11 protein-coding genes and 1 riboswitch are annotated in these 14,672 nt (G+C 65.8%); of the genes, 4 read left to right on the top strand and 7 right to left on the bottom strand.

What is annotated here, in order from left to right:
- Window positions 1-36: 36 nt before the first annotated feature.
- Window positions 37-795 (bottom strand): class I SAM-dependent methyltransferase, encoded by a 759-nt coding sequence (locus HAP48_RS13060; RefSeq protein ID WP_166213462.1) that lies wholly within the window; start codon window positions 793-795, stop codon window positions 37-39.
- 224 nt (window positions 796-1,019) lie between these two features.
- On the opposite strand from HAP48_RS13060, the gene HAP48_RS13055 reads away from it, so the two are divergent.
- Window positions 1,020-2,336, top strand: coding sequence for an MFS transporter (locus HAP48_RS13055; RefSeq protein WP_166213463.1), 1,317 nt, complete (start codon window positions 1,020-1,022; stop codon window positions 2,334-2,336).
- A gap of 82 nt (window positions 2,337-2,418) precedes the next feature.
- On the opposite strand, the gene HAP48_RS13050 is transcribed toward HAP48_RS13055, so the two are convergent.
- The gene (locus HAP48_RS13050; RefSeq protein ID WP_166213464.1) at window positions 2,419-4,137 is read right to left on the bottom strand and encodes an N-acyl-D-amino-acid deacylase family protein; all 1,719 of its coding nucleotides are present in this window, start codon (window positions 4,135-4,137) and stop codon (window positions 2,419-2,421) included.
- Between the two features lie 189 nt (window positions 4,138-4,326).
- Window positions 4,327-6,135: a chloride channel protein gene (locus tag HAP48_RS13045; protein WP_166213465.1), complete on the bottom strand. Its 1,809-nt coding sequence runs from the start codon at window positions 6,133-6,135 to the stop codon at window positions 4,327-4,329.
- A gap of 78 nt (window positions 6,136-6,213) precedes the next feature.
- Between HAP48_RS13045 and HAP48_RS13040 the strand changes: the two genes are divergently transcribed.
- A complete protein-coding gene (locus tag HAP48_RS13040; RefSeq protein WP_166213466.1) occupies window positions 6,214-6,666 on the top strand; it encodes a MarR family winged helix-turn-helix transcriptional regulator in 453 nt (150 codons plus the stop codon).
- A gap of 210 nt (window positions 6,667-6,876) precedes the next feature.
- Window positions 6,877-8,502: a CYTH and CHAD domain-containing protein gene (locus tag HAP48_RS13035; RefSeq protein WP_166213467.1), complete on the top strand. Its 1,626-nt coding sequence runs from the start codon at window positions 6,877-6,879 to the stop codon at window positions 8,500-8,502.
- A 73-nt stretch (window positions 8,503-8,575) separates the two neighbouring features.
- Here the strand turns inward: HAP48_RS13035 and HAP48_RS13030 are convergent, their stop codons facing one another.
- Window positions 8,576-8,764, bottom strand: a complete 189-nt coding sequence (locus HAP48_RS13030; protein WP_166213468.1) for a hypothetical protein — start codon at window positions 8,762-8,764, stop codon at window positions 8,576-8,578.
- A 150-nt stretch (window positions 8,765-8,914) separates the two neighbouring features.
- Window positions 8,915-10,138, bottom strand: coding sequence for an MFS transporter (locus HAP48_RS13025; protein WP_166213469.1), 1,224 nt, complete (start codon window positions 10,136-10,138; stop codon window positions 8,915-8,917).
- 170 nt (window positions 10,139-10,308) lie between these two features.
- Here HAP48_RS13025 and HAP48_RS13020 point away from each other — a divergent pair, with 170 nt between their 5' ends.
- Window positions 10,309-11,598: an ATP-grasp domain-containing protein gene (locus tag HAP48_RS13020; protein ID WP_166213470.1), complete on the top strand. Its 1,290-nt coding sequence runs from the start codon at window positions 10,309-10,311 to the stop codon at window positions 11,596-11,598.
- A 111-nt stretch (window positions 11,599-11,709) separates the two neighbouring features.
- On the opposite strand, the gene HAP48_RS13015 is transcribed toward HAP48_RS13020, so the two are convergent.
- Both HAP48_RS13015 and HAP48_RS13010 read right to left on the bottom strand, forming a co-directional pair.
- A complete protein-coding gene (locus HAP48_RS13015) occupies window positions 11,710-11,883 on the bottom strand; it encodes a hypothetical protein (RefSeq protein ID WP_166213471.1) in 174 nt (57 codons plus the stop codon).
- 113 nt (window positions 11,884-11,996) lie between these two features.
- Window positions 11,997-14,267 (bottom strand): TonB-dependent receptor, encoded by a 2,271-nt coding sequence (locus tag HAP48_RS13010; RefSeq protein ID WP_166213472.1) that lies wholly within the window; start codon window positions 14,265-14,267, stop codon window positions 11,997-11,999.
- A gap of 108 nt (window positions 14,268-14,375) precedes the next feature.
- Window positions 14,376-14,573, bottom strand: a riboswitch (cobalamin riboswitch).
- Window positions 14,574-14,672: the final 99 nt, after the last annotated feature.

The raw sequence follows: 14,672 nt of genomic DNA, 5'->3' as shown, positions 1-14,672 counted from the left end.
GCGGTCTGGTCAGATGAAGCGATGGCCGTGCCTCATTCAAGGCTTCTGGTATTTCAGGACGAACTCGTCGATCGGCACCGGCGCCTTGAAGACGGGAATGTCCCTGGGGTCCTCCGCATGATGCAGGAAATCGCCCTCGGCCACCAGCTTGAAGCCGGCGGCCTCGATCTCCTGCTTCAACGTGCTCTCCTCGATCCGGTGCAGCGTCTTGGCGACATTGGTGCCATCGCCCGGCTTGGCCGAGTGGTCGGCGATCACCAGAAAGCCGCCCGGCTTGAGCGCGGCGAACATCTTCTTGTTCATCGCGGCGCGGTCGACCGGCAGATAGGTGATGTCGTGATAGAAAAAGAAGAAGGTGATCATGTCGAGGTTTTTGACCTCGGGCGGGATCGGGTCGTCATAGTCCCGCACCAGATGGACGACGTTCTTCATCGCGGGCGCCCTCGCGCGAACGTCGAACTTGTCCTTCACGAAACGCTCGAGGACGGCAGCGGAATCCTGCGCGTAGACCTTGCCCGACGGTGCGACGGTGCGCGCCAACAGTTCGGTGCTGTAGCCGGCGCTCGCCGCCATGTCGAGGATGGTCATGCCGGGCTTGACGCCGGCAAAGGCGAGCATCTTGGCCGGCTGGCGGCGCTGGTCGACCTGGCGATCCGCATCGCTGCGGTCGGGCGCGGCGACGATTGCCGCATAGTCGGGAGCGGCGGCGTCCTCGGCGTGGACAACAGGCACCGCGAGCAGCGTGGCGGACACAAGTGCAACGCAGGCGGCCGCGCGTAGGATCGATTTGTTCATGAAATAACCCCGGGCTTTTCGTTGGCCCCGAACATAGCAGGGAGGACATGACAGATCACCGCTTCACGGGCGTGACGACGCGATCGTGATCGGGCCGTTAGCGGCGCGCCGGGGCGTGTGACCCCGGGAAAATGCGTTGTTGCGTTGCTCGGCGAGGCGTGGCTAGCATCGCCAATTGTGGCCGATCTTACGAAGCCAAAAAACGATACGACGGGGAGCCAGACATGACCACGCAACCGACGCCCAAGGGGATGTCGAAGGGGACGCCCAAGGGCGCCTGGACAATCACCTTCCTTCTGTTCCTGTTCATGGTGGTGAACTTTGCGGACAAGATCGTGGTCGGGCTGGCCGGCGTGCCGATCCGGAAGGACATGGGTCTCACCCCAGAGCAATTCGGCGATCTCGGCTCGGCCTTCTTCATCCTGTTCTCGATCTCGGCGATCGTGGTCGGCTTCATCGTCAACCGCGTCGATACGCGCTGGGTGCTGCTGATCCTGGCGGTGATCTGGTCGCTGGCGCAATTTCCGATGATCGGCACTGTCAGCTACACGACGCTGGTGATCTGCCGCATCATCCTCGGTGCCGGCGAAGGACCGGCCTTCTCGGTCGCCGCGCATGCGATCTACAAATGGTTTCCCGACGAGAAGCGCACGCTGCCCACCGCGATCCTGTCGCAAGGCTCTGCGTTCGGCGTGATCCTCGCGGTGCCCGCGCTGAACTGGATCATCGTCAATCACAGCTGGCATCACGCCTTCGGCGCGCTCGGCATCGTCGGCCTGATCTGGACCGTCGCCTGGTTTGCGTTCGGCAAGGAAGGGCCGCTGGTGTCGACAGCGGCCGCGGCCGCCGACGAGCAACGGATTTCCTACTGGAAGCTCCTGACCTCGCGCACCTTCATCGGCTGCGTGGTCGCGACCTTCGGCGCCTATTGGGCGCTGTCGCTCGGGCTGACATGGTTCACCTCCTTCATCATCGAAGGGCTCGGCTTCACCCAGCAGCAGGCCGGCTTCGTCTCGATCCTGCCCTGGATATTCGGCGCGACGATCGTGCTGCTGACGGGGTGGATTTCGCAGCTGATGCTGGCGCGCGGCTTCACCACCCGCGGCGCCCGCGGCGTGCTCGGCGCGGCGCCCTTGATCGTCGGCGGCTGCATTCTCGCGACGCTGCCCTATGCGCCACCGGGCGGCTTGATGATCGCAGCCCTGGTGATCGGCTCCGGCCTGTGCGGCTCGATCTATGTGGTGTGCCCGCCGATGCTCGGCGAGTTCACGCCGGTGTCGCAGCGCGGCGCCGTGATCGCGATCTACGGCGCGCTGTATACGATCTCGGGCATCCTGGCGCCGACGGTGATGGGCAATGTGATCCAGCATGCGGCCACGCCGATGGCGGGCTACATGACCGGCTTCACCATCAACGCCGCGATCATGGTGGGCTCGGGCGTGCTCGGATTGCTGCTGCTGTGGCCCAACACCGAGCGTGCGCGGCTGACCGGCACGTCGCAGCCCGCAGGCACGATCAAAGGCGCGATGTCGCCGACGTAAGCGGCGGCTCTAGCAACTCGCGCCACTTCGCCTCTCCCACAAGGGGAGAGGCGGGAGTTTGCCGAGACGGTCCGGCCCTATCTCAGTTCAACCCCTGCGCGCCGCGCACGAGCTTGCCGGGCCGCGCGCCGGTGGCGCTGCCTTGGCGCTGGGTCACCACGCCGGAGACGATGGTGGCATCGTAGCCGTCGACCTGCTGCAGCAGGCGGCGGCCGCCGACCGGGAGGTCGTAATGCACCTTCGGCGGATGCAGATGCAGGCGGTCGTAATCGATCACGTTGACGTCGGCCTTGAACCCCGGCGCGATCGCGCCGCGATCATGCAGACCGACCGACAGCGCGGTCTTGCGCGACTGCGCCGCGATCACGAACGGGATCGAGAGTTTTTCGCCGCGGCGGCGGTCCCGCGTCCAGTGCGTCAAGAGATAGGTCGGGAAGCTGGCGTCGCAGATGATGCCGCAATGCGCGCCGCCGTCGGACAGACCGGGCACCGCGCTCGGTTCGCGCAGCATTTCGCGCACGGCATCGAGATTGCCGTCGGCGTAATTCAGGAACGGCACATAGAGCATGCCGCGGCCCTCGTCGGTCAGCATCGCGTCATAGGCGAGCTCTTCCGGCTGTCGGCCCTGGCGCCGCGCCTGCGGGCCGAGCGCGTTTTCCGGCGGCTGTTCATAGTCCGGCGGATTGCCCAACAGATACATCTTGTCGTAGTTCGGCCGGAAGAACAGTGGATCGTCGGTCGAGGTCGCGCTCTCGCTCAGGATCGCCGCGCGCACCTCCGGCCGGCGCAGATGGGTGAGCCGTTCGGCCAGCGGCAGCCTGGCGATCTCGCGATAGCTCGGATGGGTCTGGAACGGGTTGCGCGACAATTCCAGCCCGAGCAATAGCCCGACCGGGCGCGCGGCGATCTGGGTGGTGATCGACAGCCCGCGCGCGGCGGCTTCATTGATGGTGTCCATGGTCTGCCGCCAGCGCCGCGGCGCCTTGTCGGCCTGCGCGACCGAAAACGAGATCGGGCATCTGGTGTTTTCAGCGACCCGCAGCATCATCGGCAGATCTTCGTGAACGGTGCTCTGGTCGAGCACGAATTGCAGCACGCTGCGGCCGACGCCGTGCATCGCGCCGGCGATCGCGGTCAATTCATCTTCGCCGGCTTTCAAGGTCGGCGTGTAGTCGCCGGTCGAGGTGCGGTGGTTGAGCGTGCGCGAGGTCGAGAACCCCAGCGCGCCCGCGCGTACCGCGTCGCCGGCCAGCGCCGCCATCGCCTGGTTGTCGTCAGGCGTTGCGGGATCGCGGCGCGCGCCGCGCTCGCCCATCACATAGACGCGGAGCGCCGCATGCGGCAGCTGCGCGCCGATGTCCATGTCGAAGCTGCGCTTCGACAGCCACTCCATGTAGTCGGGGAAGCTTTCCCAGGCCCAGGGAATGCCGGCGCTCAGCACCGGCTCGGGGATGTCCTCGACGCCTTCCATCAACTGGATCAGCCTGACGTGATCGCTCGGCCGGCATGGCGCGAAGCCGACGCCGCAATTGCCCATGATCGCCGTGGTGACGCCGTTCTGCGACGACGGCGTGATGTCCTGGCTCCAGGTCACTTGGCCGTCGTAGTGGGTGTGGACGTCGACGAAGCCGGGCGCGACGAGCTTGCCCTTGGCGTCGATCTCCTCCCTGCCTTTTGCGGAGACCTTGCCGACTTCTGTGATCTTGCCGCCGGAGATCGCGACATCGGCTTCATAGAGGTCGCCGCCCTTGCCGTCGGCGACGGTGCCGCCGCGGATCACGAGGTCTGGGGTCGAGGTCATGGCGTTTCATCCCGAGGCTGTTCTTGGTTGCCGGCATCATGGGTGACCCCCTGATGCTGTCAACCATCGCCGATGAAGCTCTGGGATGCGCTGGCGACGATTTGCCAGCGAGGATCGAGTGCGCCCGTCCGGCGGAAATTTGTTCCGCGACGGGTCGATGACCCGCCGCCGCGGAAGCCGCCTGCAAACCTAGCGCGCGCCGAAGAACGCTGTCTTCTGGGTCTCCTCGGCCTGCAACCGGGCGCGCACCCGCATCAGATCTTTCCAGCCGATATAGCCGACGAGGCGCTGATCGTCGCGCGAGATCACCGGCAGATGCGAGACGTTGACCTGCATCAGGCGGTCGGCCAGCCGGTCGAGATATTCATCGGGGTAGGCGACGGTGATTTTGCTGCCGGCCAGCAACTGGCCGAGCGTCGCGGTGCGATGCTTGCCGGCGCGGCGCCAGCGCAGCACCGACGGCGGGTCGATCACGCCGAGCACGTGATGGTTGGCGTCGACGACGGGAAAGCTCGGGTGACCGGTCTTCGGGTTGGTCAGGAAGGCTGCCGCGCCGTGCAGTGTCATGGTGTCGGTAACGGTCTCGACCGCCTTGGTCATCACGTCGCGCACGCGGGTCAGCGCGAAGGGATCGACGCGGTACTCGCGCACCAGATGATGGCCGCGCCGCGCAACCTTCTCGGTCAGGATCGATCGCCGCATCAAGAGCACCGTGACGCCATGCGCAGTGCCGCAGGCCGCGATCAGCGGCAGCAGCACATGGGTGTTGCCGGTGAGCTCGACGGCGAAGAAGGTTGCGGTCAAGGGCGAGCGCATCGTGCCGCCCATCGTCGCCGCCATCGCCAGCAGCGCCCAGAAGCCGGGGCTCGCGGCAGGCAAATAGCCGCTCAGCACCGTTCCCATCGCGCCGCCCATGATGAGCAGCGGCGCCAGCACGCCGCCCGACGTGCCCGAGCCGAGCGCGACCGACCAGATCACGGCCTTCACCACGAGCAGCAGCAGTGCCGCCTTCAGCACCACGTCGCCGCTCAGCATTGCGGCAAGATTGTCATAGCCGACGCCGAGCGCCTGCGGTTCGATCAAGCCGCCAAGGCCCACGACCAGGCCGCCGATCAGCGGCCACCACATCCAGTGGATCGGCAGCTTCAGGAACATGTCCTCGCAGCCATAAACCAGCTGGGTGAGCACGCCCGACAGCAGTCCGGAGAGGATTCCGATCAGCATCCAGGCGCCGAGCTGCAGCACCGAGATGTCGACGCCGCCGGTGAACGGGAACAGCGGCGCCGGCATGTGCAGGAAGGTGCGCCCGACCGCGGCCACCACAGCGGCAACCGTGACGGGGATGAAGCTGCGCGGCGTCCACTCGAACAGCAGCAGTTCGACTGCGAGCATGATCGCGGCGATCGGCGTGCCGAACACCGTGGTCATGCCGGCGGCGGCGCCGGCCACCAGCAGGGTCTTGCGCTCGTTGTCCGTCACCGGAAGCATCTGCGCGATCAGCGAGCCGATCGCGCCGCCAGTCATGATGATCGGGCCCTCGGCGCCGAACGGGCCGCCGGTGCCGATCGAGATCGCCGACGACAATGGCTTCAGGATCGCCACCTTGGGGTCGAGCCGGGAACGGCCGAGCAAAATCGCCTCGATGGCCTCCGGAATGCCGTGGCCGCGGATCTTCTCGCTGCCGAAGCGCGCCATCAGGCCGATGATCAGCGCGCCCGGGACCGGCACCAGCACGGTCCAGAGACCGAGCGGCGAATCCTGCAATTTCAGATCGGCGAAGCTGAACTGGCCGAAATAGGCGATGTTGGTGGCGAGCTTGATCAGTTGCAGCAGCCCCGCGCCGGCCAGCACGCCGGCGGCGGCGACGAACACGGCGATCGCCGAGATCACGACGACCCGCGGATCGGTGGTGAAGTCGCTCAGAAGATGACTGGCCTTGTCGCCGATCTTGGAGGCGTTGTTGGCGGAGGCGCTCGATTTGGTGGAAATGACGCTCATGGGTGGCGTAAGGCTCGGGTGAAGTGGGACGCGCGCGTCATATCGCATTGCGATATAATTACAAGCGGGGGACATCGAATGGCAGCGTTGAAAAGGCCTGCGAAATCGCCGGCCAGGAACCGGAAGCGGGTTCCCAGCCAGGCCGATTATCAGGCGCTGTCGCAGTTCCGCTATTTGATCCGGTGCTTTCTGGAGTTCAGCCAGGACGCCGCGAAGGCCGAGGGCCTGACGCCGCGGCAGCATCAGGCCTTGCTGGCGATCAAGGGATATCCCGGCGGCGGGCCGGTCACGATCGGCGATCTGGCCGAGCGGCTGCGGCTTCGTCACCACACCACGGTCGAGCTCGTCGACCGGCTGTCCGATGCCGGATTGGTCGAGCGCGTGCTCGATCCCGCCGACCAGCGGCGGGTGCTGCTGAAACTAACCGGCCTTGCGGCCGATCATCTAGCCGAACTGTCTGCAGTTCATCTCGACGAGTTGTCGCGGATCGAGCCGCTGCTCAAACAGGTGCTGTCGCGGCGGTCGGGCTGACCGCGTCGCATGCACAACGCATCGCGCGTCAGGCGCGCGAGGCTCGCGGTCCCGGCCTGATATCCCGAAGCCTGTGGCTTGCGTGGGTGACGAAGCATCGAAAACTCGCGGCGGGCGTTCCTCGCCTGGCCATGCAACTTCACCGCGTGGATTTAGATACAATTCGTGGCAATGCACGCTGTCGTACAAGGGATATGCCTTGTCATTGTCATGAAACCTTCATACACCAAGCTGGGGGCGATTTCATTGAATGAGCGGCAGCCGGTCGTGATTGATGCGGGCACTGCCATTGCCGTCGGGCGTGGCGATCAGGCGGAAATCGAACTCAAGCTGCTTGCGCCGCAAGGAAGCCTCGAAAAACTGCGCGAGGCACCCTGCATCGTGCAGCATGCGCGCAATCGCGGCGCGTTTCACCGGCTGGAAACGGTGTATTACGACACGCCAGAGCGACTGCTGTTTCAGCATGGCATGTCCCTGCGCGTGCGACGCAGCGGCAAGACCTTCATCCAGACACTGAAGCTATCACCCAATGGCGCGCAGCCTCTGATGCGGCGCCAATGGGAAGCGTCGGTCGAAGGCATCGCCCCTGATCTGGCGCGACTCCCCGTCGATGAGGTCGGCGATCCCGTGGCGGCGCTGAGCAACGACGGGCTGGTGCCGGTTTTCGCGACAAAGGTGCGCCGGCACGCACGGCAGCTCGACCTGCCCGATGCGTCGGTTGAAGTCGCATTCGATGAGGGGACGATCGAGGCCGATGCGCGTCAGGAGGTCCTGTCGGAAATCGAGCTTGAACTGAAGAGCGGCAATGCCGGCGTCCTGTTCGATCTCGGAACGCAGTTGCTCGACGCTGCGCCGCTGCAGATTGGCACGCGCAGCAAGGCGGAACGCGGCTATGCGCTTGCGTTTGACGTCGCGCCAGCGGCAGCGAAAGCCGAGTTGTCAGGCATCACCGCGGAACTTGTGGTCGACGACGTCATTGCACTGCTGATGGGCTCCTGCTGGCATCATCTTTTGAAAAACCACGCGGTGGCCGAGCAGGGATCGGACCCCGAAGGCGTGCACCAGATGCGGGTGGCCCTGCGGCGCTTGCGGACGATCTGTGCGCTGTTCCGGCGCGACATTCCGTCGCCGGCATTTTTGGCGGTCAACAGCGAAGCAAAATGGCTGATGCGGCAACTCGGCCGGGCCCGGGATTGGGACGTCTTCGCCAAGGAGACGATCGCCCGCTTGGCCCGCGCGGCTCCGGATCTCGACCTGGACGGCCTCCGCCAAGCGGTTGAACAGCAGCGGAAGTCGAGCTACGGCGCCTTGCAAAGCGTTCTGGCCGATCCCCGTTGCAGCCGCTTCCTGCTCTCGCTGGGGCAGGTGGTGGAACGCCGCAGCTGGCGCAACGAGATCGACAGCGAAGCGCTGGCCGTCCTGTCGCAACCAATGCCCGTGCTCGCCGATAAAATTCTGGAACGATTGCATCGTAAGACATTGAAGCGTGGTGCGCGGTTCCGGCGGCTCGATATCCATGCGCAGCACAATCTCAGAATCAACCTCAAGAAGCTGCGGTATGCGGCGGAATTCTTCCTGCCGCTTTATGCCGCGCACGCGCCGGCTAAGCGCTACGTGAAGCGGCTCGCCGGGCTGCAGGCCAGTCTCGGGCGGGTGTGCGACATCGCAAGCACGCGCACGCTGCTCCATGCCATCCGGCAGGACGACCAGCCTGCGCTTCATCTCGGCATCGGCGCGATGGCCGGCTGGCTGGCCCGCGATCAGATCGCGGTGGCGAAGACGCTGCGCAAGAGTTGGCGGCGGTTCAAGACGACGCCAGCATTCTGGGGCCGGTGAGTTTGGCAGCGGCAGTCATCGGCCGCGCCTCTTCCTGGAGGCTAGCTCGATGCGCGGTGAGCCCACCGCGCCATCAGGGCATCGGAGGCCGGACTTCGTCATCGGGCGAAACGGGCTCCGACGACGCGCCGGCTCCAGCGCCGTGCAAAGCTGTTTCCTGAGCAATCGGAATATGCGGCACGCTGCTGACCACGACCGGATTGTCGTCGTCGGCGTGGCTCATGAGTGTTTCAAGAAACAGGAAAAATTTCTCAGAAAGCACAGCAACCTCCCCCGGTTCGGAAGAGTCGCAATTAAGCTAGTCCTGCCAAGCGGCAGGCGCCAGTTGTTGTGGCGGAAAATCGCGTCAAGAAACGGCGATTGTCGGCGGCTCTGGGGTCGGAGCGGTCCGTGCGGGGTTGCCCTAACGGGGCTACGCCCGGATTGTAGCCTCGGAGGGCTGCGGCTTGCGCTCGGTGACCAGCGCCAGCAGCACGGTCAGCACCATGAAGCCCACCGAGGCGCCGAACACCCAATGCGGCATGTGCTGGTCCATGATCCAGCCGAACAGCAGCGGGCTGACGATGCCGCCGAAGTTGAAGCCGGTGGAGACGATGCCGAAGGCGCGGCCGGCGGCGCCGGGAGGCGCGGCGTTGCGCACCATCATGTCGCGGGACGGCGCGATCACGCCGCCAAGGAATCCGGCGAGCCCCATCGCCAGCGTGAGCAGGACGGGCGGCAGGTCCATCAGCGCGATCAGCAGCACGAGCGCGGCATTGATCGCAAAGCAGGCCGCCGCGACCTGGCTGTGGCGATGGGTCCAGTCGGCGAGATAGCCGCCCGCCAGCACGCCCGCGGCGCTGGCGCCGAGGAACGCGGTCAGCGCGATATTGGCGGTCGAGAACGACGCGCCGTAGCCGCCCATCAGCGCCACCACGCCGAAATTGTTGATGCCCGAGGTCGAGAGGCTGAGCAGCGTGAAGAAGGCGGTCAGCACCATCAGCGCCGGCGTGATCACGCTCGTCTTCTGTGCGGTGTTGTCCTTGGCCTTGTTCCTGTTGGCGCCGGCATCGGGAATGCCGAGCACGATCAGGAACAACGCCACCAGCGGACCGACCGCGCCGGCCACGATCAGTGCGCCGGGGCCGCCGATCGAGGCGACCAGCGCCGCCATGATCGCGGGCGCGACCGCGCCGCCGAGGAAGCCGGCAAAGGTGTGGATCGAGAAGGCGCGGCCCATCCGCGCCTCGTCCATATGGACCGAGAGGATCGCGTAGTCGGCCGGATGATAGACGCTGTTGGCGAGCCCAAGCAGCACGGCGCAGACGATCAGCGAGGGATAGCTGAGGTGCAGGCCGAGCCCGATCAGCGCACAGCCGCCGATCGTCAGCCCGATCAGCAGGATCTTGCGCGCGCCGATATGGTCGGCGAGGTAGCCGATCGGCGCCTGGGTCAAGCCGGAGACCACCGCGAACACCGTCAGCGCCAAACCGAGCTCGACATAGCCGACGCCGAGCTGCTGCTTCAGGAACGGGAACAGCATTGGCAGCACGAAGATATGGAAATGGCTGACCCAATGGGCGACCGAAATCCCCGTCAGCGTGCGCACCGCGCTGTCGGCTCTCGCTTGCTGCGGTGCGGCCAGAACGTCGACCATTTTTGAGACAACCCTTTTCCCAACGCCCGGCAGGGCGCGCCGAAAATAGAGGCTGGCGGCTAATTGTCCATGAACGCAGGTGCATGGCTGCCCCCGGCGTGGGCGTGCCGGATCGACACATGCGGCATAAAGGGCGGCGACAAAGTACGGCAGCGCGGTGATGATCGGCCATGATCGACGCCAGGAAGCCGCTCCGCGTGCTCGCGTCGGAGGGTTCCAGCACCTCCGGCCGCGAGGCGATCACGATCCTCGGGCTGGCCGGCCATCACGTCGAAATCTGCGATCCCTCGCGCTGGTGCCTGGCGCGCTACTCCCGCTTCGTCCGCAAATATCGCCATTGCCCGCCGCTGCGCACCGATCCGGCCGGCTTCCTGCGCTTCGTCGAGCGCCTGTTGGCGTCGCAACGTTTCGATGTGCTGCTGCCGACCCATGAACAGGGCTTTCTGTTCGCTCGCGCCGCGGATCGATTGAAGCTGCGCGCCGGGTTGGCGCTGCCGGATTTCGCCAGCTATCGCGCCGTCCACAGCAAGGCCGGCTTCAGCCGTCTGCTCGACAAGCTCGGCCTGCCGCAGCCGCCGACCCGGATCGTGAACTCGGCCGATGAGCTGCGTGACGGCCTGCGGTTTCCATCGGTGGTCAAGGCGTCGGTCGGCACTGCCAGCCGCGGCATCTGGTTCGTGCGCGACGCCAGCGACCTCCATCGCGCGCTTTACGATCTCGAATCCGCTGGCGATTTTGCCGGCGAGGTGCTGGTGCAGGACCTCATCACCGGCACCGTCGAGAAGGCCCAGTCGGTGTTCTGCCGTGGCACGCTCACTGGCTTCCACGCCTACCGTCAGATCGCAGCCGGCGTCGGCGGCGGCGAGGCGATCAAGGAGAGCGTGAGCCGGCCGGCGATCCGCGCCGCGCTCGAGACTATCGGCGCGCATCTCGGCTGGCACGGCGCGCTGTCGGTCGACGTCATCATGCCGCTCGACAGTGCAACGCCGCTCTTGATCGACTGCAACCCGCGGCTGGTCGAGCCCATGAACGCATACCGGTCCGGCACCGATCTGGTCGACCTGCTGCTGCGCGTCTCGCTTGACGAGACGCCGGCTCCGCTGGCGGACGGCCGCGCTGGCGTGCGGACCCATCTGGCAATGCAGGCGCTGCTCGGCAGCGCGTCGCGCGACGGCACAAGGCGCGAGCTGATCAGGGAATGCGGCCGCATCGCCGCGGGTGACGGTCTCTATCGCGGCAGCACGGAAGAGTTGACGCCGGTGCGGCTCGATTGGCTCAGCGCCGCGCCGCTGGTGATGACCACGGCGCTGCTGCTGGCATCGCCGCAGATCGCCTCATCGCTGGCGCGCGGCGGCTTCGGCGCGCACCTGCTGGATCGCGGCAGTATCAAGAAGATCGAGAGTGACGATTTTATGCGCAATGCCTCACCACGTCGTCCTGGCGAAAGCCAGGACCCATAACCACCACTGCAAGTTTGGTAGAAGGCTGGGGCCGCAGCTCGCCCGCCAACGCGCTTCAGGGGTAATGGGTCCTGGCTTTCGCCAGGACGACATGGTGGATGGTGCCGCGTCCTACAACGGCTCGTCGTCATTGCCGTAGCGGTCGATCTTCGGGGTGGCGATGTCGCCATCCTCGTCATACTCGTCGTCCGGCGGCGCTGCTTGTGGCGGCGGCGCCTTCGGCTTTTCGTCGGACTTTTTGCCGGGCTTGTCGGCGCCCTTGCTCGTCTTTCCGGCCTTGCCCATGCGTTTCCCCTGCGCGGGTTAAATCAGCTGCCGAAATTCTACCCCAGTTTGCTGGCGCTTGTAATGGAGTGAGACGGCGCGGCGGCGTCACACCCGCCGCGCCGGATCATGCTCTAAAACGTCGCGCCGGCCTTGACCATGTAGGTGCGGCCCGGGAGCGGATAGGCCGAGAAGCGGCCGGCCGTGAACGAGCTCGCAATGGCGTAGTCGTAATAGAGCGCGTTGAACAGGTTGTTGACGCTGAGCGACCAGAAGAAGCGGTCAACCTGCCCGCTGAGCTTGATATCGGCGGTGGCGTTGCCGGGAATCCGGCTCTGGGTGTTGGCCTGGTCGTTGTCCATGATGCGCGAGCTCCAGGCGCGCGCTGTGGCGTCGAACACCAGGTAGTTCTGCCAGATATTCCAGGTCACGCCGACATTGCCGGTATAGCGCGACACCAGCGGCACGTCGTTGCCGGCCCAGATGCCTTCACGGAAGACCGCGCGGGTGATCGCCATGCCGCCGCGCAGGGTCACGCTGTCGCTGACCTTGAGCGAGGCGCTGGTCTCCGAGCCGTAACGGCGGGTAGGGTCGAGGTTGACGTTGTAGAACAGCACCGGGTTGAAATGGATCTCGTTCTCGAGATCCATCAGATAGACGCTGGTCTGGACCTGGAAGCGGTTGGTCCTGACCCGGAAGCCGCCCTCGACGTCTTCCGACGTCTGGGTCTTGAGCGCAAAATTCTGCGCGATGGGCAGGAAGGTCAGCGGGTCGAATGATGGACCCGACGCGACGCGCTCGTCGACATCGGGCGTGCGGAATGCCCGCGCGGCGCGGCCGAACATCGAGAAGGTGTCGGTGAAGCGATGCTCGACGCCGACATGGAGCGCATATTGCGTCTCGTTGCTGTCGAGCGGCGACGCTTGCGCGTCGAACGCGAACGGCGCATTCGGGTCGTAGCGATCGCGCGCCGAGACGCTGGTATTCTGGACGCGTGCGCCATAGGCGAAGTCGGTGGTCGGCAGCAATCCCAGCGTATGCTGCCAGTAGCCGGCCACGCTCTGCTGCTCGATATTGTAGATGTGAAAGGGGTCGACGCCCTGGAAGGCGCCGCGGGCCTGACGGAACGTCGAATCGTAGTAGTCGATGCCGGTCAGGATCGTGGACGGCATTCCCAGCATCACGTTCTTGACGCTGAGCCGCGGCGTCAGCGACCAGGTCTCCAGCGCGGCATCGTTGTAGGTCGAGGCGAAGCTGATGGTCGGCACCGTGCCGAAGAAGCCGCTCTGCGTCTCGCGCTGCCGCCAGCCGCCGTCGACGATCAGGTCGACGCCGTTGATCAGCGTCCTGGTGAAGCCGGCGGTGACGCTGGCGGTCTGCTGGTTGGCATAGTCGAACGGCGTGCTGCTGCCCCGGCGGTCGGTCTGCAGCTCGTTGACGCCGATCGACGGATCGACCAGCCGCCCGCCGGGCAGGCCGAGCTTCTGGTCGCTGCCGGTGACGGTCAGGAACGCGGTCAGGTCAGGCGTGGTGTAGTTGATGCTGCCGACGGCGTTGCGCTGGTCGAGCGCATTGTTGACGCGGTAGCCGTCGGACTTGATGCCGTTGCCGTAGAACGAGGTGGACCACGGTCCCGCATTGAGCGCCGCGGAGACGGCGGCCATGCGGGTGTTGAACGAGCCGTATCCGGCCTCGGCTCGCATTGTCGTCGGCGGACCGCCGACACCGGTCTTGGTGATGATGTTGACGACGCCGCCCACCGCATTATCGCCATAGAGCACGGCGCCGCTGTTGCCGCGCGTGATCTCGATGCGCGCGATCGAATCGAGCGGGATCGTGGTGAGATCGAAGCCGGCCTTGTCGACGTCGTTGAGCCGGCGGCCGTTGAGCAGGAACAGCGTGTTGTCGGTGGCGAATGCGCCGAAGCCGCGCAGGTCGACCGCGGTCTTGGCGCCGTTCGGCCCGCCATAGAGCGTTTGCAGCTGCACGCCCGGCACCTGCGCGAGTATCTCGGGCAGCGACTGTACCGGCGAATGCGCGATGTCGTCGGCGGTGATCACGGCCGAGGACGATCCGACAATGCCGGCGAACTGGCGCCCGCCGCTGGTGCCGCCCGTTCCGGTGGCCGTGCCTGTCCCTGTGGTGCCGGATCCGCTTCCGCCGCCCACATTGGTGCTCTCTACGGTGCCCGGCGCCGGACGGCGCGGTGCGGGCGCTTCGTCCGGAGCGGGCTTGGCGCGCGTGACGTTCTGATCGCCCGGCTTGGTGACTTCGATGGTCGGCAGCTGATCGGGAGCAGGCGCCTGCTGCGCCCGCGCGGCGGCGGTGAAGACTGCCGGCGCGAGCATCGTCGTCGCGAGCAGAAGCGCGCGCCGCCGCCAATGGTGGAATGGGTAGGACAACATAAGCGAGACCTCGGTAACGTCAGTGGCACGTCACCGCGAACCAGTCTCACCATCGTGCTAACAGCCTCAGGTGAAGCTCATGCCTGTACTCCCCGACCGGCATCTCGCGTGTGACCACGGCTGACGGCAGGTCTCCTGGCTCGCGGGTCGTTACCCTTCGTCGCCTTCCCAGGACCGAGATTCCCAGTGGCCTGTGACGAAGGATTCACCGCATACAGTTGCGGGGGCAGCCGCGGCCTTGGGGAAGTTTCCCCGCACCGCATTCCCTTTTCATCTCATGAAAGAACCGTCATGTTCATCTAGGGTTCGGCCGGGCGGCAAAGTCAATCCGGCGCAAGTCGGGCAATGGCTGTGCGGCCACGGTTTTTATCGAGTGTCGCTTGTCTGCCACGGCGATCGCTGTAA

Origin of the sequence: Bradyrhizobium septentrionale (assembly GCF_011516645.4) — a bacterium.
GTDB classification, from domain to species: domain Bacteria; phylum Pseudomonadota; class Alphaproteobacteria; order Rhizobiales; family Xanthobacteraceae; genus Bradyrhizobium; species Bradyrhizobium septentrionale.
This window is presented reverse-complemented; position numbering and strand designations above follow the sequence as displayed.

Coding starts and splice junctions, on each gene's coding strand:
- HAP48_RS13035 (WP_166213467.1), top strand. CDS start 6,877: ATGAAACCTTCATACACCAAGCTGGGGGCGATTTCATTGAATGAGCGG.
- HAP48_RS13060 (WP_166213462.1), bottom strand. CDS start 795: ATGAACAAATCGATCCTACGCGCGGCCGCCTGCGTTGCACTTGTGTCC.
- HAP48_RS13055 (WP_166213463.1), top strand. CDS start 1,020: ATGACCACGCAACCGACGCCCAAGGGGATGTCGAAGGGGACGCCCAAG.
- HAP48_RS13025 (WP_166213469.1), bottom strand. CDS start 10,138: ATGGTCGACGTTCTGGCCGCACCGCAGCAAGCGAGAGCCGACAGCGCG.
- HAP48_RS13045 (WP_166213465.1), bottom strand. CDS start 6,135: ATGAGCGTCATTTCCACCAAATCGAGCGCCTCCGCCAACAACGCCTCC.
- HAP48_RS13010 (WP_166213472.1), bottom strand. CDS start 14,267: ATGTTGTCCTACCCATTCCACCATTGGCGGCGGCGCGCGCTTCTGCTC.
- HAP48_RS13015 (WP_166213471.1), bottom strand. CDS start 11,883: ATGGGCAAGGCCGGAAAGACGAGCAAGGGCGCCGACAAGCCCGGCAAA.
- HAP48_RS13040 (WP_166213466.1), top strand. CDS start 6,214: ATGGCAGCGTTGAAAAGGCCTGCGAAATCGCCGGCCAGGAACCGGAAG.
- HAP48_RS13020 (WP_166213470.1), top strand. CDS start 10,309: ATGATCGACGCCAGGAAGCCGCTCCGCGTGCTCGCGTCGGAGGGTTCC.
- HAP48_RS13050 (WP_166213464.1), bottom strand. CDS start 4,137: ATGACCTCGACCCCAGACCTCGTGATCCGCGGCGGCACCGTCGCCGAC.